The sequence below is a fragment of the Streptomyces sp. NPDC001728 genome, from assembly GCF_040297565.1.
Lineage (GTDB): Bacteria > Actinomycetota > Actinomycetes > Streptomycetales > Streptomycetaceae > Streptomyces.
Map to the genome: position 1 here is coordinate 63526 of NZ_JBEOZK010000023.1, position 23283 is coordinate 86808.

Genomic DNA, 23283 nt, shown 5'->3' on the forward strand with positions numbered 1-23283 from the left:
CATGCCCACGATTCTCGGCCAGAACCAGTACGGCAAAGCAGAGAACCGCGTCGTCAAGATCACGCGGGACGGCGACACCCACCACATCAAGGACCTGAACGTCTCCGTCGCCCTCTCCGGCGACCTCGACGACGTCCACCTCACCGGCTCGAACGCCCACTGCCTCCCCACCGACACGACGAAGAACACCATCTTCGCGTTCGCCAAGGAGTACGGCATCGAGTCCGCCGAGCAGTTCGGCATCCACCTCGCCCGCCACTTCGTGACGAGCCAGGAGCCGATCAAGAAGGCGCGCATCCGGATCGAGGAGTACTCCTGGGAGCGCATCGCGTCCTCCGAGGCCAACTCCAAGTTCATCGGCGCCGACCAGGTCAACCACTCCTTCGCCCGCAAGGGCCAGGAGACCCGGGTCACCCAGATCACCTATGACGGCCGGACCTGGGAGATCATCTCCGGTCTCAAGGACCTCGTCGTCATGAACTCCACCAACTCGGAGTTCTGGGGCTACATCAAGGACCAGTACACGACGCTCCAGGAAGCGTACGACCGCATCCTGGCCACGCAGGTGTCCGCCCGCTGGCGCTTCAACTGGACCGACGACGACCAGCGCATGCCGAACTGGGAGCGGTCCTACGAGCAGACCCGGAAGCACATGCTCGAGGCCTTCTCGGAGACGTACTCGTACTCCCTCCAGCAGACGCTCTACCAGATGGCCACGCGCATCATCAACCACCGCTCGGAGATCGACGAAGTCCGCTTCTCGCTCCCGAACAAGCACCACTTCCTGGTCGACCTCGAGCCCTTCGGCCTGAAGAACGACAACGAGGTCTACTACGCCGCCGACCGCATGTACGGCCTCATCGAGGCCACCGTCCTCCGCGACGGAGCCACGGCGCAGATCCCGGTCGACATGACCAACCTCTAAGCGGCATCTGAGTGACCGGCCCCCGCCCGCCCGCAGTCGGGCGGGGGCCGCACCAGACCGGAGGGAATCTCATGGCACAGCCTGCACAGGGGCCGGCAACCGCCGAAGGCCCGTGTTCCACCCCTCCGTCCACCCCGGGTCCGGCCTCGGCCGAGTGCCACCCGGTGGACGAGAAGCTCCCCGCCTCGCGGCTCGTCCCCGCGGCACTCCAGCACATCGCCGCCATGTACGCCGGCGTCGTCACCCCGCCGCTCATCATCGGCCAGGCCGTCGGCCTGGACGCGGCCGGGATGACCCGGCTCATCGCGGCCAGCCTGCTCATCGCCGGCTGCGCGACCATTCTGCAGACCCTTGGCATCGGACGCTTCGCCGGAAACCGGCTGCCGTTCGTCAACGCCGCCTCCTCCGCCGGAATCGCCCCGATGCTCGCCATCGCCGAGACCAGCGCCCCCGGGCACCAACTCCCCGCCATCTACGGCGCGGTGATGGTCGCCGGAGTCTTCTGCCTCGCCGTCGGACCCTTCTTCGGCCGGCTCCTCCGCTTCTTCCCGCCGCTCGTCACCGGCGTCGTGATCACCCTCATCGGGGTCACCCTGATGCCCGTGCCCGTCGGCTGGGCCCAGGGCGGCGACCGGACCGCCGCCGACTTCGGCGCCATGAAGTACCTGGCGCTCGCCGGCTTCACCCTCGTCGTCATTTTGCTCTTCCAGCGCTTCGGCAAGGGCTTCGTCAAGCAGATCGCCCTGCTGCTCGGCCTGTTCATCGGCACCATCGCCGCGATCCCCTTCGGGATGGCCGACTTCAGCGCCCTGCGCGAGGCGCCCGTCGCGGCCCTGCCCGCCCCCTTCGCCTTCGGCGCCCCCGAGTTCCAGCCCGCCGCCATCCTCTCCCTGTGCATCGTGATGCTGGTGCTCATGACCGAGTCCAGCGCCGGCATGCTCGCCCTCGGCGAGATCTGCGAGCGGCGCAGCGACGGGAGGACCATCACCCGGGGCTTGCGCACCGACGGCATCGCCACCCTGCTCGGCCCCGTCTTCGGCGGCTTCCCGACCTCGGCCTTCGCCCAGAACGTCGGCGTCGTCTCGCTGACCCGGGTGCGCTCCCGCTACGTGGTCGCCGTCGCCGGCGGCGCCCTGATCGTCCTCGGTGCGTTCCCCGCCCTCGGCGCGGTCGTCTCCATGGTCCCGATGCCCGTCCTCGGCGGCGCCGGCATCGTCCTCTTCGGCTCGATCGCGGTCAGCGGCATCCGCACCCTGTCGGAAGCCGGACTCGACGACAGCTCCAACATCATCCTGGTGGCCGTCGCGCTCGGAGCGGGCATCATCCCGCTCGCCGCACCCACCTTCTACGCCGAGTTCCCCGCCTGGGCGCAGACCGTGCTCGGCTCCGGCATCAGCGCGGGCGCGCTCGTCGCCGTCCTGCTGAATCTGTTCTTCCACCATCTCGGCACCCGGAGCCGTCACCCGGCTCCGGCACTCAAATCCTCCTAGGGTCCTGCCGTGCCCACACCATCCCCGAGGAATGAAGGAAGCACCGCCATGGCAGCACCTTCGGCAGCCCAGCGCATCGTCATCGAGAACGCGGCGATCGCGACCGTGGACGTGAACGACACCGAGTACGCCTCCGGTTACCTCGTCGTCGCGGACAACAGGCTCGAGTCCATCGGCGCTGGGAAGGCCCCCGAGGGCCTGGAGAACGTGGTCCGGCGCATCGACGCCACCGGCCACCTCGTCACGCCGGGTCTCGTCAACACCCACCACCACTTCTACCAGTGGATCACCCGGGGGCTGGCGACCGACCACAACCTCTTCGACTGGCTCGTCGCCCTCTACCCGACCTGGGCGCGGATCGACGAGCAGATGGTGCGCGCCGCCGCCCAGGGCTCGCTGGCGATGATGGCCCGCGGCGGTGTCACCACCGCCATGGACCACCACTACGTGTACCCGGTGAACTCCGGTGACCTGTCCGGCGCCATCATCGGCGCCGCCTCCGAGATGGGTGTCCGCTTCACCCTCGCCCGCGGCTCCATGGACCGCAGTGAGAAGGACGGCGGACTGCCGCCGGACTTCGCCGTCGAAACCACCGAGGGCGCGCTCGCCGCGACCGAGGAGACGGTCAAGAAGTTCCACGACGCCTCCTTCGACGCGATGACCCAGGTCGCCGTCGCCCCCTGTTCTCCCTTCTCCATCTCCACCGAACTCCTCCGGGAGGGCGCCGCGCTCGGCCGTCGCCTCGGTGTGCGCATGCACACCCACGGCTCGGAGACCGTGGAGGAGGAGAAGTTCTGCCACGAGCTCTTCGGGATGGGCCCGACGGACTACTTCGAGTCCACCGGCTTCCTCGGCGAGGACGTGTGGATGGCGCACTGCGTCCACATGAACGACTCCGACATCGCCGCGTTCGCCCGCACCAAGACCGGTGTCGCGCACTGCCCGTCCTCCAACGCGCGCCTCGCCGCCGGCATCGCCCGCGTCCCCGACATGCTGAAGGCGGGCGTACCCGTCGGCCTCGGCGTCGACGGCACCGCCTCCAACGAGTCCGGCGAGCTCCACACCGAGCTGCGCAACGCGCTCCTGATCAACCGCCTCGGCGCCCACCGCGAGTCCGCGCTCAACGCCCGCCAGGCCCTGCGCCTCGGCACCTACGGCGGCGCGCAGGTCCTCGGCCGCGCCGACAGCATCGGCTCGCTGGAGGCCGGCAAGCTCGCCGACTTCGTCCTCTGGAAGATCGACGGCCTCGGCCACTCCACCATCGCCGACCCGGTCACCGCCATCGTCTTCGGCGCGGCGGCCCCGGTCACGGCCTCCTTCGTCAACGGCAAGCAGATCGTCGAGAACGACCACCTGCTCACCGTCGACGAGGACACCATCGCGCGCGACGCGCGCGCGGAGGCGCAGCGCCTGGCCCGCATCGCGGCCCAGGCCTGACCCTCCCCATGGAGTCCGACCGAGGGGGACGGCCCTCGGTCGGTCGCCGCGGACCCGAGCGGGGTCCGCGGCAGCCGGCCCGGGAGGTGCCGTACGCAGAAGCCGTACGGCGCCTCCCGGGAAGGTGATGCACACCCGTACCCCCACCGGGCCCATCGTCCCCGCGCCGCAGTACCTCCCCGCGCGCACCGCACCACCCCCGCAACGAGCCGCACCTCCTGCACCTCGCACCGCATCGCTCCACCTCCCTGACACCCGTGTCACCGCCGACGCGTACCCGACCGGAGGAACCGCCGTGGCCGCCAAGCCCCAGGTTCGCAATGCACAAGAAGCAGGCTCCGCCCCCGACGACCGTGAGAGGCATCCGGTCGACGAGAAGCTGCCCCCACTGAAGATGCTCACCAGCGGCCTCCAGCACGTGGCCGCCATGTACGCGGGCGTCGTCGCCCCGCCCCTGATCGTCGGAGCGGCCGTCGGCCTCTCCGGCACCGAACTCACCTTCCTGACCGGCGCCAGCCTCTTCACGGCCGGCCTCGCGACCTTCCTCCAGACGCTCGGGGTCTGGAAGATCGGCGCCCGGCTGCCGTTCGTCAACGGCGTCACCTTCGCCGGTGTCGCTCCGATGCTCGCCATCGTCGACACCACCGAGAACAAGGCCGACGCGCTTCCCGTGATCTTCGGCGCGATCATCGTCGCCGGACTCCTCGGCTTCCTCGCCGCCCCCTGGTTCTCCCGGCTGGTGCGGTTCTTCCCGCCGGTCGTCACCGGCACCGTCATCACCCTCATAGGTGTCTCCCTCCTCCCGGTCGCGTTCGGCTGGGCCCAGGGGCCCAATCCCAGGGCGGCCGACTACGGTTCGACCACCTTCCTGTCCCTGGCCGGCATCACCCTGGTCGTCGTCCTGCTGCTGCGCCGCTTCACCCGCGGCTTCCTCAAGCAGATCGCCGTCCTCGTCGGCCTGGTCATCGGCACGGTCATCGCCATACCCTTCGGCGTCACCGACTTCTCCCCGGTGACCGAGGCGGACATCGTCGGCTTCCCGTCGCCGTTCCACTTCGGCGCCCCGCAGTTCGCGCTCGCCGCGATCATCTCCATGTGCGTGGTCATGCTGGTCTCGATGACCGAGTCCACCGCCGACATGCTGGCCCTCGGCGAGATCGTCGACCGGCCGGCCGACGAGAAGACCATCGCGGCCGGACTGCGCGCCGACACCCTCGGCTCCGCGATCAGCCCGCTCTTCAACGGCTTCATGTGCAGCGCCTTCGCACAGAACATCGGCCTGGTCGCCATGACCCGGATCCGCAGCCGCTTCGTCGTCGCCTGCGGCGGTGGCTTCCTGGTCCTGATGGGCCTCTCGCCGGTCGCCGCCTCCCTGATCTCGGTCGTCCCGCGGCCGGTCCTCGGCGGCGCGGGCGTCGTCCTCTTCGGCTCGGTCGCCGCCAGCGGCATCCAGACCCTGGTCAAGGCCGGCCTGGAGAAGGACAACAACGTCCTGATCGTGGCCGTCTCCCTGGCCGTCGGCATCATCCCGATCACCGCGCCGGAGTTCTACCACGCCTTCCCGGAGACGGCGAAGATCATCCTGGACTCGGGCATCTCGACCGGCTGCGTCGCCGCGGTCCTGCTCAACGTGGTCTTCAACCACCTGGGCCGAGGCCGGGACGCCGACGAGGTCACCGCGCCGATGGAACCGGGCGGGGAGATCTCCGGCAGCCGTACGGCGAAGGCGGCGCACGTCCACTGAACCCGCCCGTCACCCCACCCGACGCCCCGGTCCCCGCGCCCGCCGCGGGGCCCGGGGCCGTGGTGCTGATCAACCCCAACACCTCCTCCGTCACGACCGCGATGATGACCGCCATCGCCCGGCGGAGCCTGCACCCGGCCCTGCGCGTCCGGGGGGTGACCGTCGCAAGGGGCCCGCGCATGCTCACCGCCCCCGCCGCCCTGCGCGCCGCAGCCCCCGAGGTCCTCGCCGCCGGCCTCCGCGCCCTCGCCGGCGGCGACTGCGCCGCGCTCCTCGTCGGCGCCTTCGGGGACCCGGGCCTCGCGGCGCTGCGCGCGGCCACCGACGTCCCCGTGGTGGGCCTGGGCGAGGCCGCGCTCCAGGAGGCCGCCGCCGACGGGACTCCCTTCGGCATCGCCACCACCACGCCGCTCCTGGCCCAGGCCATCACCGCGCATGTGACGGCCCTCGGCCTCGCCGACCGGTACACGGGCCTGCGCCTCACCACCGGAACCCCCGAACGCCTCTCCGTCGAACCGGAGTTGCTCCTCGCCCGGCTGGAGGGGGCCGTCCGCGCCTGCGTCGAGCGGGACGGGGCGCGGGCCGTCGTCATCGGCGGTGGCCCGCTGGGCGAGGCCGCCGAGCAACTCCGCGCCCGCTGCGCGACCAGGATCGTCGCCCCGATCCCGGCGGCCTGCCGCGCGGTCGAAGGCCTCCTGGCCGGCTGAGACCGGAGGCGTCGCCCGCTCACCGCTCGACCGCGATCCGCCGTCGGCACTCGCCGGCCAGCGCCGGGTAGGCGGCGGCGATGGCCTCGTAGAGCCGCCACCGCAGCAGCCGCTCGGCCTCGCCGCGCCCGGTCTCGCCGTACAGCCCGTCGAGCAGGGCCTCGTAGCGGGAGAGGGCCTGCCGCAGATAGCTCACCTGCCACCGCACGAGCGCCCCGGAGGGGAACCCGGGCGATGCGGGGGCGGAGGAGGTGACGGGAGGGGTGGCGGTGCCCTGCTTCGTCCCCGGGCTCCGCGCCCCGAGGAGTTGTCGGTGGCGCACAGCCCGCCTCTCAAGTTCCGGGCCGGGCAGGCGCGGGACCTCGATCGGTTCCGCGCGGATCGCCGTCAGCACGGCCGCCCGGCGCCGCTCGGCAAAGGCCCCGGCGGCGGCGGAGCGCCCGGGGGCGAGCGCCGAGGTCTCCGCGAACTCGGGTGTCCGCTCCACCGTCTGGACCCGGGCGAGGAGGTAGAGCCGTACGGGCGCCAGGGACCACCGGCGCGGGTCGCGGCCCTGGACGTCGGGTGTGCCGAGCAGGTCGCGCACCATCGTGTCGGTCCAGCCACGCCGACGTACCCCGGAGAGCGTCACATAGGTCGTACGGTCCGTCATGATTCCCCCAGAATCGACTACGGAGAGTGATGTCCCCAGTGAAGCGCACGCCACTGACAACGCCCTCGCCGACGCCCCCTTGTCGGGGTCGGTCCCCGTGTGCGATATAGGTCTGGACCTTTTCGATGGACGGAGGCCGGCCCGTGCAACGCCCGCTCGCCGCAAGCCTGTTGACCACCCTCGCGCTCGCCCTCACCGCCTGTTCCGGGGCCGCCGTGCCCGTGGCCAAGGATGTCCGTGCCCCCACCGCCCCGACCGGAGTCACCGCCACGGCCGGCAGTGCGACCACCGTCCACGTCATGTGGAGCGCGGCCACCGACGACCGGGCCGTCACCGGCTACGCGGTCTACAGCGAGGGCCGCAAGCTCAAGGACCTCCCGGCCACCACGCTGATGACCGACGTGGTCGGACTCGCCCCCGCCACCCGCCACCGCTTCACCGTCCGCGCCCGGGACGCCGCCGGCAACGCCTCGCCCCCGAGCGCCACCGTCACCGCCACCACCCTCCGCGCCGTCGCCGAGGACCGCACACCGCCCACCACTCCGTCCGCCCTCCGCGTCACCGCCGGCGGCAGCCGCGCCGCGACCCTCCGCTGGAACCCGGCCCGGGACGACACCCGGGTCACCGCCTACGACGTCTACCAGGCCGACACCCGCATCCACACCGTGCCCGGCACCGCCACCACCGCCCACCTCACCGGTCTGCGCCCCGGCACCGCCTACGCCTTCACCGTCCGCGCCCGCGACGCCGCCGAGAACTCCTCCCCGGACAGTGCCCCCGCCGACCTCACCACGGCCCCCTCACCGGGCGCCCCCGCGAACACCGCCCCCACGAACCTCGCCGTCACCGCGGCCGAGGGCGAGATCACGGTCACCTGGACCCCGCCCGCCACCGGCGCCCCCGTGACCCACCACGAACTCCACCTCAACGGCCGCTTCGCCACCACGATCGTCTGGGGCAGCACCCCGCCCCCCGGCCGCGCCACCTACACCTTCCCGGTCCAGGACCCCCCGGGCACCCGCTACACCCTCACCCTCCGCGCCCAACTCCCGGACGGCACCTGGGGCGACTTCTCGGCCCCGAGAACGGTCGTGGTGCGCTGACTCCGACGGGCATTGGCCGGAAGTGCACCCTTTCGCGCCGCCCCGCCGCCCCTCACCCTGCGAACAGGGGATGCAGCGGGCCGCTGGGGGGCGCCGATGTCCGAGCCGATGTCCGAGCCGATGTCCGAAGAGCCTATGTCCGAGGACCCGTCGTCCGAGAGCCCGCGGTCCGAAGACCCGTCGTCCGAGCCGCTCTATGTACCCGCCCTGCCCGCGCGCCGGAGTGCGCTCGACGCGTACGAGAAGTCCGCGCCGGCGGTACGCGCGCGCGTGGCACCCCTGTGGACCGTCCCGCCCCGGTTCGGAAGGGACCGCACCATGGGGATGCGACCGCGCCGACCGCTCGACCCCGACCCCGTCGCGCTCGCCGCCCACGTGCGGACCACCCTGCACGCGATCGAAAGGGTCCAGGGAGGCCTGCCCGCCTGGGTGGACACCTTCCATGTCGAGGACGAGCCGGGGGCCCTGGCCGCCGCGTTCGGGCCGGGTCCCGGGAGCACCCCGCTCCGGCCGGTGACGGGTGTCGGGCGGGCCCCCGGACAGCAGGCGGCCTGCGCCGAGGCCGCTCGGCTGAGCGGGCACGGCCTCGGCGTCCGCGTCTTCCTGACCGCCCTCCCCGACGAGCGGCTGAGGGACCGGGTCCGTCTCCTCCTGGACCGGATCGCCTTCGCGCGCTGCCCCGTGGACCTGCTGCTCGACCTGGGCGCCGTCGACGACGAGCACCACCCGGCGGAGAAGTGGGCGCTGCGCGCCCTCGGCCTGCTCGGCCCCCTCCACCACTGGCGCACGGTCGTCGTGCTGGCCGGTTCCTTCCCCCGTACGTACCCCGAGGACTACGGGGCACCGCTCGGGGAGGCGCACCGATTCGACTGGGACATCTGGCACATGCTCGTCGACGGGACCCACCGCCCGGCCGTACGCGTCGTGTACGGCGACTACGGCGCCGACCACGCCGCGAGCGCCGACCGGCCCGTGGACGCGGGCGGGGGTTCCCCCTGGGGAGTCGTCCGGTACACGACCGAGCGCACCTTCCTCCTGGCGCGGGTGCCCACCCGGGGGCCCGACCACGCGGACGTGATCCGCGAGCTGGTCCGGCAGATCGTGCACGCGGAGGGCTTCCGGGGCGCGGAGTTCAGCGCCGGGGAACGCTGGCTCGACTCCTGCGCGGCCGGCCGGGCGGCGGGCAGGGTGCGGGCCGGAGCACGCGGCTCCGGGGCGGGCGGCCCGGAGGTCTGGCTGCGCACCGGTCATGTCCAGCACCTGGCCCAGGTCGTCCGCGCCCTGCGGAGACGCCCGTGACCCCCTGACCTCCGCCGCTCCGTCGATTCCCCGCTCCGCCCCGCCTGCGTCGCCCGCCCGATTCCTCCCCGTCGAACTACCCTGGGAAGCGTGGCCGAGACCGTTCTCACCAACACCGGGCTCGACAGTTTCCTCGACGGAACCGCCGAGTGCCGTGATCCCGTCTTCGTGCGTGCCGCCGAGGCGGTGCTGGGGCTTCTGGCTCTGCGGGGGGCCGATCGGGGCAGTGGGGTGCCCGAGCCCACGCCGGGGCTGGTGCGGCAGCTGCTCGTCGAGGATCTGCCGATCTTCGTGTACGCGCCGCCCGGGACGCTCGACGCCTACCCGGCCGTGCTCGCGCGGCTGGCCGCGCGGTTCGACGGGGGGCGGGGCGAACGGATCGGCGCCGTCGTCCGGGAGGCCGCCGCCGACTTCGAGCGGGCCATGACCGATCCGGGGAATCTGACCTGGCACCGCTGGTACGCCTCACTGCTGCGGACCTGCGGGGCCGATCTCGCCGATCCCGATGACGTGCGCCGCAGGCTCGCCGCGCTCGACGGGGCACCGCTGCCCGCCGGTGTGCACCGGGCCGACCTCATGGGACGCACGGCCCTCGCGGACGTCCTGCTCGCCGAGGCCCTCGCGCGCGCGTACGTACGGGACGCCGAGGAGCCGCCCGCCGTCGGGCCGCTGCTCACCGACCACGCCGTCGCGACCGGCATCGGGCAGGTGGCGGCGGCGCTCCAGGACCGGTGGACCGCCGCCGGGCTCGCCGAGCAGCTCTCCGGGCCGTACGCGCGCTTCGCTCCCGGACCCGAGGCCTTCCCGCACCTCGTCCTGGCCGACGCCCTCCTTGACGAACACCTCGACCACTACGGCGACGTCGCCGTCCCCGTACCCCCGCCGCCCGCGATCGAGCCCGGGCCCGTACCCGTCGAGGAGGACGCGGACACCCTCATCACCCTCGTGGAGGAACTCACCGAGGAGGAGTTCGAGCCCTACGGCGGGGAGGCGCCCCACCTGCTGTACGTGGTCTACCGGCGTGGCTGTTCCGCCGACTCCGTCGTCCGCAAGGCCGCCGAGTACGAGGACCGGGCCGTCGATCCGGCGCTTGAGGACCTGCCCGTACCGGTACCGGCCGAGGCCGCCGGGCCGTACATCGTCCCGCCGCTGCCCGAGCTCGTCCGCCTCCTCGGCTCCGCCGGGCTGACCGAGGCCGACCGCGCCGCTCTGGAGGGACCCGCCCGCGAACTGGCCGCCGTCCTCGACCGGCTCGCCGCCACCGGCCTGGTCTTCCGCACCGGCGACGCCTTCGGGCTCACCCCGCGCGGTGCGGGCGTCGTGCGCTATCTGCTCGGGGTGCGCGGGATCGCCGCGCCCGACGCCGAGGAGGTCAGATCGTGGGCCGCGGCCGATGTGGTGGCCGGCGCCGCGGGCTGGCCCGGCTGTGTCGCCGCGCGCGTGCTCGCCGACCGGCTCCACGCGCGCGGTGACACCGTCGAAGCCTGGTCCGAACTGCTCGCGGCCCTCGGCACCGTCCACGCCGGCGGCTCCGACGCCGCCGCCACCCGGGGCCTCTTCGCCGTCCTGGACACCGCTTCCGCCCCGCCCGAGGCCCTGCGCGCCGCGCTTCGTGACCCCGTGATCGGCGCGTACGCCCACCAGGCCCTGCAGGCGCGGGGCGAGCCCTCCGACCTGATCCAGGTACGGACCTCGGCGCGGGCGCTGTTCGTGCTCGACGCGCTGCCCGCGAAGAAGGGGCCCCTGGAGTCGCGCCGTACCGCCTTCGACACGGCCGCCGCCGCCTGGCCGGGCGGTTCCGCCGCCCTGCTCACGGCGATGGCCGCGGCCGACCGCCACGAGACGGAGCGGGTCCTCGGCCCGCTCGGTCTCATGCCGTAGCGGGGCCCAGGTCCGTTCCGTCCCGTGCCGTGGCGAGGTCCGTCAACCCGCCGTCAGATACATCGCCGACGGGCCCGCCCCCGCCGTGTTCCGGCAGCTCTGGTTGCCCGTCGGGCGGGCGTTGACCAGGGCCAGGCAGCGGCCGAGGGCCTGCTGTCCGTAGGCGTTGGGGTGCATGGACTCCTGGACGAGGCCCTGGGTGCTCTGGCTGTCGATCCAGCGCGCCCACTCGCTCGTCGTGCCCGAGGCGGGCGCCGTCGACGTCACCTGACGGCTCGCCTTCGCGCAGACCTCACGGCCCTGGAGCGCGTCCCGGAGGTCCAGGAACTGGACGCCCTTGGCGGTGGCGACGCCCTTCAGGCGGTCGGCGAGCTGGGGGACGAGGGAGTCGCGGGCCCAGTCGGAGTCGGCGTTCCAGAACGGGCAGCCGCCGGTGTTCGTACGGGACCAGCCGCTCTCCCCGTAGCGGTTGTCGGCGGCGCGGGGGATCGGGGAGGGGTACGACTGGAGGACGATCCGGTAGTCGGAGGAGCCGTAGCCGGCGCCCGCCATGACGGCCCTGATCTCGTCGACCGAGCGGCCGACGTCCGCCATGACGCCGTCGATCCTCGCGTCCACCTCGGCCTGCTGGTCGTCGTGGCAGTACGAGTACCAGACGATGTAGTCGGTGGCGCAGGTGGTGATGACGTCCGCGAACCCGAGGTCGTTGCCGCCGATCGAGAGCGCGATCAGCTTCACGTCGTTCGCGGCGGCGACCGCCGCCAGTTGGTCGGCCTGCGGCGCCTCGCCCTTGTACGACTGGCCGCCCCGCGAGGCCCGGAAGACGTTCCGGGTGGTCGCGCCGGAGCAGGCCAGGTTGATCAGGGAGCCCGCGATCGGACCCGCGCTCTTCACCTCGGCGGTGTCCGAGCGGTCGCAGCCGCCCGCGGTGGAGCCGTACACCCGGGACGGGTCGTATCCGCTGCCCGTCCAGGCGCGGTCGGTGCCGTTGCGGCTCCCGGAGTTGGTCAGGCTGTTGCCCTGCCAGCGGCCGGCCTCGCCGGAGATGTAGCTGTCGCCCATGGTGACGACGGCGGTGGGCCCGGTGCCGGGGGACGCATGGGCGGCCGGGGCGGCGAGGGAGGCCAGCCCGGCGGCGGTACACAGTGCCAGGAGTGCGCGCAGCGCGCGGTGGGGGGTCGAAGGCATGGCTGTGCTCCTGCGGTACGCAGTGACGTGGGGGACAGCCGCCGGCCGGTGGCATGGCGGAATCTGTCACCCCCCGGCTTGTTACCGCTAGGTAGTTGCATATCTCGGTTCCGTCACGTCACCTGTGAGCCGACCGGGAACGCGGCGGGGCTCCGCCCCCGGCGATGTGCGTCACCGGAGGCGGAGCCCTGATCAGACGGTGTGCGGCCGCTGTGCGGTCGGCCGACGCTGGTGGGTCAGCCGACCAGCTGCTCGTAGGCGGGCAGCGTCAGGAAGTCGGCGTAGTCGGCGTCGAGGGAGACGTGCAGCAGCAGGTCGTGCGCCTGCTGCCACTTGCCGGCCGCGAAGGCCTCCTCACCGATCTCGGCGCGGATGGCGGCCAGTTCCTCGGCGGCGACCGCGCGGGCCAGCTCCGGGGTGGCGGCCTTGCCGTTCTCGAAGACGACACCGGCGTTGATCCACTGCCAGATCTGCGAGCGGGAGATCTCGGCGGTGGCCGCGTCCTCCATCAGGTTGAAGATGGCGACGGCGCCCAGCCCGCGCAGCCATGCCTCGATGTAGCGGATGCCGACCTGCACGGCGCTCACCAGGCCGGCGTACGTGGGCTTCGCGTGCAGCGAGTCGATGGCGATGAGGTCGCCGGCCGCGACGGAGACGTCCTCGCGGAGACGGTCCTTCTGGTTCGGCTTCTCGCCGAGGACCGCGTCGAAGGAGGCCATCGCGATCGGGACCAGGTCGGGGTGGGCGACCCAGGAACCGTCGAAGCCGTCGCCGGCCTCGCGGTCCTTGTCGGCCTTGACCTTCTCGAAGGCGACCTTGTTGACCTCGGCGTCGCGGCGGGACGGGATGAACGCCGCCATGCCGCCGATCGCGTGGGCGCCGCGCTTGTGGCAGGTGCGCACGAGGAGTTCGGTGTACGCGCGCATGAACGGGGCCGTCATCGTGACCGCGTTGCGGTCCGGCAGGACGAACTTGGCGCCGCCGTCACGGAAGTTCTTCACGATGGAGAACAGGTAGTCCCAGCGGCCCGCGTTCAATCCGGCGGCGTGGTCGCGGAGTTCGTAGAGGATCTCCTCCATCTCGTACGCGGCCGTGATCGTCTCGATGAGGACCGTGGCGCGGACGGTGCCCTGCGGGATGCCGACGTAGTCCTGGGCGAAGACGAAGATGTCGTTCCAGAGGCGGGCCTCCAGGTGCGATTCCGTCTTCGGCAGGTAGAAGTACGGGCCCTTGCCGAGGTCGATCAGCCGCTGGGCGTTGTGGAAGAAGTACAGGCCGAAGTCGACCAGGGCTCCCGGCACCGGGCGCCCGTCGAAGGCGAGGTGACGCTCCTCCAGGTGCCAGCCGCGCGGCCGCATGACGACCGTGGCCAGCTCGCCGGCCGGCTTGAGGGCGTACGACTTGCCCGAGCGCGGGTCCGTGAAGTCGATCTTCCGGGCGTACGCGTCGATCAGGTTGAGCTGGCCCAGGACCACGTTCTCCCAGGTCGGCGCCGAGGCGTCCTCGAAGTCGGCGAGCCAGACCTTCGCGCCGGAGTTGAGCGCGTTGATCGTCATCTTGCGGTCGGTCGGGCCGGTGATCTCGACGCGCCGGTCGTTCAGGGCCGCCGGGGCGGGTGCGACCTTCCAGAAGTCGTCGGCGCGGATCGCGGCGGTCTCCGGCAGGAAGTCCAGGGTGGACGTACGGGCGATCTCGGCGCGACGCTCCGCTCGGCGGGCGAGGAGCTCGTCCCGGCGCGGGGTGAACCGCCGGTGCAGTTCGGCGACGAAGGCCAGGGCGGCCTCGGTGAGCACCTCTTCCTGACGCGGCAGGGGCTCGGCATCGACGACGGCCAGGGGGGACGGCGCTGGTGCGGACATGAACTGTCACTTCCTTCAGCGGACTTCACGGGCGGTGCCAATCGGCCGCCGGGCGTCACGGAACGGCACGGAGTGCCGCAGGCGCCGAGATACGGCCGCGAGCGCCTTCTGAAACAGCAGGCGCTTCTGAACAGTGGATACTAGTTTCCTCATGGTGGAAGTTCAATGGTTTGTTGATGTCGAGATTCTCCGGATCGACAGACCATGGCGCTCGGTGCCAGAGCGTTCACTCCAGGTACGCCGTAGCGGGGTGCGTCGCGCCGGGCGTGCCGTTCGGGGTGCGTCGCGCCGGTCGTGTCACTCCAGACGGGCCAGGTCCGCCTCCGTGTCGATGTCGTAGGGCTCGGCCACATCCGAACAGTCCACAGGAGTGATCGCATCCCGGTGCGCCGCCAGATAGTCCCGCGCCCCCCGGTCGCCCACCGCGAGCTCCGCGATCCCCGCCCAGTGCGCGGCGCCGAACAGCACCGGATGGCCCCGCCGGCCGTCGTACGAGGCCGCCGCCAGCGTGTCCCTCGACGTGTACGCCGACCGGACCCGCGCCACCGCCTCCGCGCCGATCCCCGGCTGGTCCACCAGGGACACGAGCGCCGCGTCCACCCCGCGCGGGTCGGCGGCCAGCGACACGAGCCCCGCCCGCAGCGACGAGCCCATCCCCTCGGCCCACTCCGGGTTGTCGACCAGCACGCACCCGGGCAGCTCCGCCCGCTCCCGTACGACATCGGCCGAGGCGCCCAGAACCACGTGCACCACCTCGCAGCCGGCCGCGCGCAGCACCCCCACGGCGTGCTCGACGAGCGGACGGCCGCGGTGGGGAAGGAGTGCCTTCGGGCGCCCCCCGAGCCGCCGCCCGCCTCCTGCGGCGAGCAGCAGCCCCGCGACCACGGGCGGTCGGACGGGTGTTCGGTCATGCGTGGTTGTCATGAGGACTGCATACCTCATCAGGCGGAATGACACGCTCGCCTGAATCACCCTTGCGGAGGGTGGCGCGCCGGGGTGGCGAAGGAGTTAACTGACCCGCGACTCGCGGCGCCCGACCACCGCCAGACGGCCGGTTCGGAGTGTCCGGAGTGGAGTTCTGCGCACGGTGTCGTGCGAGGGGGAGAACCATGTTGCGAAGCGTGGGACAGAGGCGAGTGACCGGCGAGGGCGTGGACCCCAGGGTGGCCGAACTGCGGTCGGCCGTGTCCCGGCTCAGGCGGGAACTGGCCGCCCACCGTGTCGAGTTCGCCGACCGGGGCATCGCCGAGGACGAACTCGCCGCGCTGGACGCCATGGCGCTCAGCGGCGCCCCCGAGATACGGCGGCTGCGCCGCTCCCTGCTGCTCGTCGCGGGCTCGGTCGGCTCCGTCAGCGCGCTCGCGGCGGGGCTGGCGGGGGTGCGCAGGGCGGTGGAACTCTTCGGACCGCCACAGGAGCGGGGGAGCGGGGGCTGAGGGGGCTGCCGGGCCGGGGGAGCGGCGACTGAAGGGGCTGCTCGGCTGCCAGGGCCGGGCGAGCGGGAACCGAAGGGGACTGCCGCCGGGCTGCCGGGCCGGGCGTGCGGGCTCGGGGCGGTCGCCCGCCGGGAGGCCGTCGCTCCCCCGGAAGGCAGCCGGTCGTCAGCGTCTGATCAGCCGCCGCGCCGTCGCCGCTGCCACCGCCGCCGTCCGCGAGTCCACGCCCAGCTTCGCGAAGATGTGCACCAGGTGCGACTTCACCGTCGCCTGGCTCAGGAACAGCGCCTTGCTGATCTGCTGGTTCGACAGCCCCTCGCCCACCAGCTGGAGAACCTCCAGCTCCCGCTTGGTCAGCGCCTCCGCCGGGGTCCGCATCCGGTCCATCAGCCGGTGCGCCACCGCAGGGGCGAGCGCCGACTGCCCGGCCGCCGCCGTCCGGACCGCCGCCGCCAGCTCCTCCGGCGGCGCGTCCTTCAGGAGGTAGCCGGAGGCGCCCGCCTCCACCGCCGCCAGGATGTCCGCGTCCGTGTCGTACGTCGTGAGGACGAGGACCTTCGGTCCGCCCCGGACCGCCGTGATCGCCGCCGTGGCCTCCGAGCCGTGCATCCCCGAGCCGAACTGGAGGTCCATCAGGACCACGTCCACGCCCCCCGCGGCGGCCAGCTCCACCGCGCGCTCGGCGGTGGCCGCCTCCGCGACGACGGCGAAGTCCGGTTCCGTGTCGAGGACCGCGCGCAGGCCGGCCCGTACGACCGGGTGGTCGTCGGCGAGGAGGAGGCGGATGGTCATGGCTTCAGACTCCAGCGGGAAGAGGGAGGGAGACGGCGACGGCCGTGCCCTGGCCGGGCGCGGACTCCACGGTGAACGTGCCGCCCAGCGACTCCGCGCGCACGCGCATCGCCGGAAGCCCGAAACCGCCGTCGGAGGAAGGGCGTACGGCACCCGGATCAAAGCCCGCGCCGTCGTCGACGACGTCCAGGGTCACCGAGGCGTCCATGAACGAGAGGGTGATCTCGGCGCGCGAGGCCGCCGCGTGCCGCACCGTGTTCGCGAGCGCCGACTGCGCGATGCGCAGCAGCGCCACCTCGTAGGGCGTCGGCAGCTCGGCCGGCGTACCGCTGACGGAGAACCGCACGCGCGGCCCGGCCCCGTAGGCCCCCGCGTCCCCGCCGGAGCCCGGTTCGCACAGGCGCTCCAGGGCCGCCGCGAGCGAGCCGTGCTCCAGGTCCGGGGGCGACAGCGCGCGGACGAAGCGCCTCGCCTCCGCGAGGTTGTCCTGCGCCGCCTGCCGCGCCCGGTCGATGTGCCCCGCCGCCGGGGAGCCCGGCGGCAGCGCCCGCTCCGCGGCCCGCAGCAGCAGCTGGATCGAGGACAGCCCCTGCGCGAGCGTGTCGTGGATCTCGCGGGCCAGGCGCTCCCGCTCGGCCAGCGTCCCCGCGTGCCGCTCCGCCGACGCCAGCTCCGCCCGCGTCGTGATCAGCTCCTCGATGAGCTGCCGCCGCCGCTCGCTCTCCCGGTACAGGGCCTGGTAGCCGAGGACCGTCGCCACCGCGACCGCCGCGCCGAGCAGCGGGCCGATGAAGACGCCCGGAGTGATCGGCGCGCCGTGCCTCACGTACGAGAGGATCGCCGCGACCGCCGTCAGCGTGACCACCGGCAGTGACCAGCGGGTGGGCAGCAGGTGCAGCTGGAGGAAGTACAGCGGGAACGCCAGCCAGAGCGCCTCCTGCGTCAGCCCCAGCAACACCAGCCACGACAGGCCCAGGACCCCCAGCCACACGGCGGCGGCCCGCTGCGAGCCGCTCACGGACGGGAGGTACGAGCCGGCCGCGTAGACGGCCCCCATGACCACCGCCGCCACCGTCCCGGCGGCCGAGTCCGCGCGGACCGCCGCCAGGACCAGCAGGCCCGCGATCAACAGGTGCAGACAGAGGCGCAGCGCGCGGAGGGCAGGGGTGAGGGAACGTGGATCCATGGTTCCACCAGCCTAGGCGGAGGGAGACAATCCGGACTCAACCGAAAGATTGATTGCGGAGCCATCCGTGGCGCGATGCCCGAGGGGCACCCCGGGGACCACTCTGGTCAGCATGTTCGTGGCATGGAGAGACCTCAGATTCGCCAAGGGGCGGTTCACCCTCATGGGCACCGTGATCGTGCTGATCACGCTGCTCGTCGGGTTGCTGTCAGGGCTGACCGCCGGACTCGCGCGGGAGAACATCTCCGCGATCACCGGCCTGTCCGCCGACCGGCTGGCCTTCGCCGCGCCGCCGTCGGGACAGTCGGTCTCCTTCACCAACTCGACGGTGACGGAGAAGCAGTGGCAGCAGTGGGCGGACCGGCCCGGAGTGACCGGCGCGGAACCGCTCGGCATCCGTACGATCAACGGCGCCGCCGGGGACCGTACCGCCGCCGTCTCCGCCTTCGGTTCGGAGCCGGACGCCGGCCTCGCCCCGGCCGCCGTCGCCCCCGGCAAGGCCGTCCTCTCGGAGTCGGCGGCCGAGGAACTGGGTGTCTCGCCCGGTGACGCCGTCCGCCTCGGCCCCGTCGACCTCACCGTCTCGGCCGTCTCCGGTGACGCCTCGTACAGCCACACCCCGGTCGTGTGGACCGCCCTCGACGACTGGCAGAAGCTCGGCCACAACGGGACGAGCCCGGAGGAGCAGGCCACCGTCATCGCCCTGACCGGCGGCGACAGCGTCGACTGGACCGCCGGCGACAAGGCGGCCGGCACCGAGGCGCGGACCGTCGACGGCGCCCTCACCGCCATAGGGTCCTACCAGGCGGAGAACGGCTCGCTCCAGCTCATGCGCGGCTTCCTCTTCGCCATCTCCGCGCTCGTCATAGGGGCCTTCTTCACCGTCTGGACCATCCAGCGCAGTGGCGACGTCGCCGTCCTCAAGGCGCTCGGCGCCTCCACTCCGTACCTCCTCAAGGACGCGCTCGGACAGGCCGTGCTCATGCTCACCGCGGGCACCCTGCTCGGCACGGCACTCGCCGTCGGCATCGGCGCCCTGGTCAGCGGTGGCAACGTGCCGTTCGTCCTCGAACCGCTCACCGTCCTCGGGCCCGCCGCCGTGATCGTCGTCCTCGGCGTCCTCGGCGCCGCCCTCTCCATCCGGCGGATCACCGCCGTCGACCCCCTGACCGCCCTCGGCAGTGCCCGATGAGCGTCGTCCTCCGCCCCCTCTCCACCCCCCGGAGCACCCGATGAGCCTCGTCCTCGACGCCGTCACCCTCACCTACCCCGACGGGGACGGCCGGCTGACCGCACTCGACGCCGTCTCCCTCGACGTGCCCGCGGGTACCCTCACCGCCGTCGTCGGCCCCTCCGGCTCCGGCAAGTCCAGCCTGCTCGCCGTGGCCGCCACCCTGGTGACCCCGGACGAGGGGCGGGTCGTCGTCGCCGGTACGGACACCGGGCCGCTCACCCCCGCCGCCAAGGCGGAGCTGCGCCGCGAGCACATCGGGATCGTCTTCCAGCAGCCCAATCTGCTGCCCTCGCTGAGTGCGGCGGAGCAGCTCCAGGTGATGGCCCATCTCTCGGGGCGTCAGCCGAAGGCGGTACGGGGCCGGGCCATGGACCTCCTCGACGCGGTGGGCCTCGCGGACCAGGCCCACCGGAGGCCCCACCAGCTGTCGGGCGGCCAGCGGCAGCGCGTGAACATCGCGCGGGCGCTGATGAACGAGCCCTCCCTGCTCCTGGTCGACGAGCCGACGAGCGCCCTGGACCACGAGCGGGGGGCGGCGGTCATGGACCTCCTGGCCACGCTCACCACCGAGCGGGGCACGGCGACGGTCCTGGTCACCCACGACCGCACCCACCTGGCCCGCACGGACCACACGGTGACGGTCCAGGACGGACGCCTGACGGAGTCGGTGCGGGCCTGAGCCGGGGGAGACGGGCCCCGGGGCGATGCGCCGTTCGCAACGGCTCGCGGCCCGGGAGGCCGTTCAGCCGTGCCGGTGGGCGCGGGCGCGGGCGCGGGCCCGCCACCCGAGGGTGACGGCGACCAGGCCCACCAGCACGGCGACGTAGGCGCCGCCCAGCCCGTTGCCGGTGCCGAGGCCACCGTCGGCGGTCGCGGCGACCGCCCCGCCGACGGCCACGGCGACCGGCCCGGCCACCAGGGCCGTGACGGCCCCGTGGCGGCGGGCCCAGGTGGCGATGCGGCCCCGGCGCGTGGTGCGGACCAGGGCGAGGCCGCCGTTGACCGCGCCCAGGAGGCCGATCAGCGCGGCGGCCGAGGCCGCGACCCGGCCGACGCTCAGGGTGTAGACGCTCGCGGCGACCGGCTGCACGGCGGGGTCGGCCGCCGCAGGTACGGCGAGCACGAGACCGCCTATCAGGACGGCTCCGGTCAGGACGGGCACGGTGCGGGGCGACATGGGTGCTCCTTCTCCTCGGGGGAACGGGACCACCCGAGCATCGCCACCGGACCGGCCGCGCGTCGTCCGGCAGGCGTGGTCACTTCCCGCTGCCGCGCACGCGGCAGGAACGTCCCGGCTACCGCGTCCGTGGTAGCCGCGGGCTCCTCCGCGAGCGGGATCCGCCCGCCTCCCCGCGCGGCTAGGGTGCGCGCATGATCAGAGGACGGTTCGGTGTCCCGGAGCGTGTCGGGGACGGGGTGATCGCCGTCGGCGTGGCGGCGGCGCTGCTGTCGGCCGGGGCGTCCGGGCAGCACTCCACCACGGAGCTCGGCCCGCTCGGCTATGCGCTCCTCGCGGCCGGCGGTCTGGCGCTCGCCGCGCGCCGCCGCGCCCCGGTCCCCGTCCTGGTCGTGACCGGGCTCTGTGCTGTGGGTTACCAGGCGGCCGGTCTCGACGTGCCCGCCGTCGCGTATCTGTTCGCGGTGTACGCGGCCGTACGGGCGGGGCACCGCACGGTCGCGATCGTGGTGAGCGTGGCCGTGCTCGCCGCGCTGCCGCTGGCGGCGCTGCTCTCGGGCCTGCACGACACGGGCGAGGCGTTCGCGCGGGCGCGCGGCGCCCTGGAGCTGGCCTGGCTGGTCGCGGCCGGTGCCGCGGGGGAGGCGCTGCGGCAGGCCGAGTGGCGGGCGGACGAGGCCGAGCGGACCCGGGAGGAGACCGCGCGGTGCCGCGCGGACGAGGAGCGGCTGCGCATCGCGCGTGAGCTGCACGATTCGCTCACCCATCAGATCTCGATCATCAAGGTGCAGTCCGAGGTCGCGGTGCATGTGGCCCGTCGGCGCGGCGAGCGGGTGCCGGAGGCCCTGCTCGCGATCCAGGAGGCCGGGCGGGAGGCGACCCGGGAACTGCGGGCGACCCTGGAGGCGCTGCGCGACGACGACACGGCCCCGCCGCGCGGTCTCGACGATGTGTCGGGCCTGGTGGCGCGGGCCCGGCTGGCCGGTCTGGACGCCACGCTGACGATCGAGGGCGACCGGCACCACGTACCGGTCGCGGTGGACAGGACCGTCTACCGGATCGTCCAGGAATCGCCCACCAACATCGCCCGTCACGCGGACGCGGCCACCGCCTCGGTGCGTATCGACTGCCGTCCGGACGCCCTGACCGTACGGGTCGACGACGACGGGAGGGCGGCGCCGGACTCGGTACCGACGCCCGGAAGGGGGCTGCTCGGGATGCGCGAACGGGTCACCGCGCTCGGCGGGGGGCTGAGCGCGAGGCCGCGTACGGAGGGCGGTTTCACCGTCCGGGCCCGGCTCCCCCTGGGGCGGACCCCGTGATCCGCGTCCTGCTCGTCGACGACCAGCCGCTCATCCGCAGCGGGTTCCGCGCGCTCCTCGACCTGGAGGACGACATCCAGGTGGTGGGCGAGGCCGGTGACGGCCGGGAGGGCCTGGCCCTGGCGGCGGAGCACCTGCCCGACATCGCGCTCGTGGACATCCGGATGCCGGTCATGGACGGCGTCGAGGTGACCCGGCGCATCGCCGCCGATCCGGCGCTAGCCGGGGTGCACGTGGTCATCCTGACCAACTACGGCCTGGACGAGTACGTCTTCGACGCGTTGCGGGCGGGCGCCGCCGGGTTCCTGGTCAAGGACATCGTGCCGGAGGACTTCCTGCACGCGGTACGGGTCGCGGCGCGGGGCGACGCGCTGCTCGCGCCGTCGATCACGCGCAGGCTCATCGACCGGTACGTCGCCGAGCCTTTCGGGCCCGGTCCGGGGCCCGGACTGGAGGAGCTGACCAACCGGGAGCGCGAGGCCGTGGTCCTGGTCGCGCGGGGCCTGTCCAACGACGAGATCGCCGACCGCATGGTGATCACGCCGATGACCGCGAAGACCCACGTCAACCGGGCCATGACGAAGCTCCGGGCCCGCGACCGCGCCCAACTGGTCGTCCTCGCCTACGAATTGGGCCTGGCGACACCGCGCGCCCCTGGTCCCTGACAGCCTGGTCCCTGACAGCCTGGTCCCTGACGTGCGGGTCCCTGACGTGCGGGTCCCTCGCGTACGGGTCCTGAGGTACGCGGCCTGCCGTACCGGGTCCTGCCGTACCGGGTCCTGCCGTACCGGGTCCGGTCGAACCGGACCGGTCGAACCGGACCGTCGCGCGGAACCGAGCCCGACGGCCCGACGGCCGTCGCGCTCGTGGACCTCGGTCACGCCGTCGGGGTCCACCCCACGGCGGGGCTCAACCCTGGCCGTTCCCCGAGGTGTTCGCGAGGGCCGCCGAGAGGTCCCGGGCCACTTCCTGGAGGATCGGGACGATCTTCTCCGTGGCCGCCTCCGTCACGCGGCCCGCCGGGCCCGAGATCGAGATCGCCGCCGCGGTGGGGGAGTCGGGGACCGACACCGCGAGGCAGCGGACTCCTATCTCCTGCTCGTTGTCGTCGACCGCGTACCCCGTCTCGCGGACCGCGACGAGCGCGTCGAGGAAGCCGTCCGGCGTGGTGATGGTCTTCTCGGTCGCGGCGGGCATGCCGGTGCGGGCGAGCAGCGCGCGCACCTCCTCCGCCGGGGTGTGCGCGAGCAGCGCCTTGCCGACGCCGGTGGAGTGCGGCAGCACCCGTCGGCCGACCTCGGTGAACATGCGCATCGAGTGCTTGGACGGCACCTGCGCCACGTAGACGATCTCGTCGCCGTCGAGCAGCGCCATGTTCGCGGTCTCGCCGGTCTCCTCGACCAGCCGCGCCAGGTAGGGGCGGGCCCAGGTGCCGAGGAGGCGGGAGGCCGACTCGCCGAGGCGGATCAGACGGGGGCCGAGGGCGTAGCGGCGGTTGGGCTGCTGGCGGACGTATCCGCAGGCGACCAGGGTGCGCATCAGCCGGTGGATGGTGGGGAGCGGGAGTCCGCTGCTGGCGGAGAGCTCGCTCAGCCCGACCTCGCCCCCGGCGTCGGCCATCCGCTCAAGGAGGTCGAAGGCACGCTCAAGGGACTGGACGCCCCCGCTCGCGGCGGGTTTGGCGGCGTCGGTGGTGCTGGCGCTGGACGTCGGCACGTCAACGGTCCTTTCGGGGCAGGCGGGCAAGGCAGCAGCCTACCGGGCGCCCCCGGCCGGGGCACACGGTCCCGGTGTCGGCGTCCGCGCCGGTCAGGGCGTGTTTGTCCGGTGTCGCCGACGGTCCGGGGCGGT

Annotated in this window: 21 protein-coding genes; 13 read left to right on the forward strand and 8 right to left on the reverse strand. The window is 73.2% G+C overall.

Annotated elements, in window-relative coordinates; all coding sequences use genetic code 11:
- Window position 1: 1 nt before the first annotated feature.
- The 5 genes from pucL to ABT154_RS28300 all read left to right on the forward strand — a co-directional run bounded on the left by pucL (window position 2) and on the right by ABT154_RS28300 (window position 6303).
- Window positions 2-925, forward strand: a complete 924-nt coding sequence (gene pucL / locus ABT154_RS28280; RefSeq protein ID WP_351860363.1) for a factor-independent urate hydroxylase — start codon at window positions 2-4, stop codon at window positions 923-925.
- 71 nt (window positions 926-996) lie between these two features.
- Window positions 997-2415: a nucleobase:cation symporter-2 family protein gene (locus tag ABT154_RS28285; protein WP_351860365.1), complete on the forward strand. Its 1419-nt coding sequence runs from the start codon at window positions 997-999 to the stop codon at window positions 2413-2415.
- Window positions 2416-2463: 48 nt separating this feature from the next.
- Entirely contained in the window at window positions 2464-3852 is a 1389-nt protein-coding gene (locus tag ABT154_RS28290) for an 8-oxoguanine deaminase (protein ID WP_351860367.1), read from the forward strand.
- A 394-nt stretch (window positions 3853-4246) separates the two neighbouring features.
- Entirely contained in the window at window positions 4247-5596 is a 1350-nt protein-coding gene (locus ABT154_RS28295) for a nucleobase:cation symporter-2 family protein (protein WP_351860480.1), read from the forward strand.
- A gap of 59 nt (window positions 5597-5655) precedes the next feature.
- Entirely contained in the window at window positions 5656-6303 is a 648-nt protein-coding gene (locus ABT154_RS28300; protein ID WP_351860369.1) for an aspartate/glutamate racemase family protein, read from the forward strand.
- Between the two features lie 19 nt (window positions 6304-6322).
- Here ABT154_RS28300 and ABT154_RS28305 read toward each other — a convergent pair whose 3' ends face one another.
- On the reverse strand, window positions 6323-6955 hold the full coding sequence (locus ABT154_RS28305; RefSeq protein WP_351860371.1) for a hypothetical protein: 633 nt from the start codon (window positions 6953-6955) through the stop codon (window positions 6323-6325).
- A 143-nt stretch (window positions 6956-7098) separates the two neighbouring features.
- Here ABT154_RS28305 and ABT154_RS28310 point away from each other — a divergent pair, with 143 nt between their 5' ends.
- From ABT154_RS28310 to ABT154_RS28320, 3 genes are all read left to right on the forward strand, one after another.
- A complete protein-coding gene (locus ABT154_RS28310) occupies window positions 7099-8058 on the forward strand; it encodes a fibronectin type III domain-containing protein (protein ID WP_351860373.1) in 960 nt (319 codons plus the stop codon).
- A gap of 120 nt (window positions 8059-8178) precedes the next feature.
- The gene (locus ABT154_RS28315) at window positions 8179-9357 is read left to right on the forward strand and encodes a beta family protein (protein ID WP_351860375.1); all 1179 of its coding nucleotides are present in this window, start codon (window positions 8179-8181) and stop codon (window positions 9355-9357) included.
- Window positions 9358-9447: 90 nt separating this feature from the next.
- Window positions 9448-11238, forward strand: a complete 1791-nt coding sequence (locus ABT154_RS28320) for a hypothetical protein (RefSeq protein WP_351860377.1) — start codon at window positions 9448-9450, stop codon at window positions 11236-11238.
- A 42-nt stretch (window positions 11239-11280) separates the two neighbouring features.
- Here ABT154_RS28320 and ABT154_RS28325 read toward each other — a convergent pair whose 3' ends face one another.
- From ABT154_RS28325 to ABT154_RS28335, 3 genes are all read right to left on the reverse strand, one after another.
- Window positions 11281-12426 (reverse strand): GDSL-type esterase/lipase family protein, encoded by a 1146-nt coding sequence (locus tag ABT154_RS28325; protein WP_351860379.1) that lies wholly within the window; start codon window positions 12424-12426, stop codon window positions 11281-11283.
- 236 nt (window positions 12427-12662) lie between these two features.
- Window positions 12663-14285, reverse strand: coding sequence for a malate synthase A (aceB, locus tag ABT154_RS28330; protein WP_351860381.1), 1623 nt, complete (start codon window positions 14283-14285; stop codon window positions 12663-12665).
- A gap of 297 nt (window positions 14286-14582) precedes the next feature.
- Window positions 14583-15209, reverse strand: coding sequence for a nucleotidyltransferase family protein (locus tag ABT154_RS28335; protein ID WP_351860383.1), 627 nt, complete (start codon window positions 15207-15209; stop codon window positions 14583-14585).
- Between the two features lie 185 nt (window positions 15210-15394).
- Between ABT154_RS28335 and ABT154_RS28340 the strand changes: the two genes are divergently transcribed.
- Window positions 15395-15721: a DUF5955 family protein gene (locus ABT154_RS28340; RefSeq protein ID WP_351860385.1), complete on the forward strand. Its 327-nt coding sequence runs from the start codon at window positions 15395-15397 to the stop codon at window positions 15719-15721.
- Between the two features lie 165 nt (window positions 15722-15886).
- Here ABT154_RS28340 and ABT154_RS28345 read toward each other — a convergent pair whose 3' ends face one another.
- Window positions 15887-16513, reverse strand: a complete 627-nt coding sequence (locus tag ABT154_RS28345; RefSeq protein WP_351860387.1) for a response regulator — start codon at window positions 16511-16513, stop codon at window positions 15887-15889.
- 4 nt (window positions 16514-16517) lie between these two features.
- Window positions 16518-17699, reverse strand: a complete 1182-nt coding sequence (locus tag ABT154_RS28350; protein ID WP_351860389.1) for a sensor histidine kinase — start codon at window positions 17697-17699, stop codon at window positions 16518-16520.
- Window positions 17700-17811: 112 nt separating this feature from the next.
- Here ABT154_RS28350 and ABT154_RS28355 point away from each other — a divergent pair, with 112 nt between their 5' ends.
- Both ABT154_RS28355 and ABT154_RS28360 read left to right on the forward strand, forming a co-directional pair.
- Window positions 17812-18891: an ABC transporter permease gene (locus ABT154_RS28355; RefSeq protein ID WP_351860391.1), complete on the forward strand. Its 1080-nt coding sequence runs from the start codon at window positions 17812-17814 to the stop codon at window positions 18889-18891.
- A gap of 40 nt (window positions 18892-18931) precedes the next feature.
- Window positions 18932-19612 (forward strand): ABC transporter ATP-binding protein, encoded by a 681-nt coding sequence (locus ABT154_RS28360; protein WP_351860393.1) that lies wholly within the window; start codon window positions 18932-18934, stop codon window positions 19610-19612.
- A 63-nt stretch (window positions 19613-19675) separates the two neighbouring features.
- On the opposite strand, the gene ABT154_RS28365 is transcribed toward ABT154_RS28360, so the two are convergent.
- Window positions 19676-20110 (reverse strand): DUF6223 family protein, encoded by a 435-nt coding sequence (locus tag ABT154_RS28365; RefSeq protein ID WP_351860395.1) that lies wholly within the window; start codon window positions 20108-20110, stop codon window positions 19676-19678.
- 194 nt (window positions 20111-20304) lie between these two features.
- On the opposite strand from ABT154_RS28365, the gene ABT154_RS28370 reads away from it, so the two are divergent.
- Window positions 20305-21432: a sensor histidine kinase gene (locus ABT154_RS28370; protein WP_351860396.1), complete on the forward strand. Its 1128-nt coding sequence runs from the start codon at window positions 20305-20307 to the stop codon at window positions 21430-21432.
- Window positions 21429-22097, forward strand: a complete 669-nt coding sequence (locus ABT154_RS28375; protein ID WP_351860398.1) for a response regulator — start codon at window positions 21429-21431, stop codon at window positions 22095-22097. The genes ABT154_RS28370 and ABT154_RS28375 overlap by 4 nt, the downstream gene beginning before the upstream one ends.
- 244 nt (window positions 22098-22341) lie before the next feature.
- On the opposite strand, the gene ABT154_RS28380 is transcribed toward ABT154_RS28375, so the two are convergent.
- Entirely contained in the window at window positions 22342-23148 is an 807-nt protein-coding gene (locus ABT154_RS28380; RefSeq protein WP_351860400.1) for an IclR family transcriptional regulator, read from the reverse strand.
- Window positions 23149-23283 lie beyond the last annotated feature (135 nt).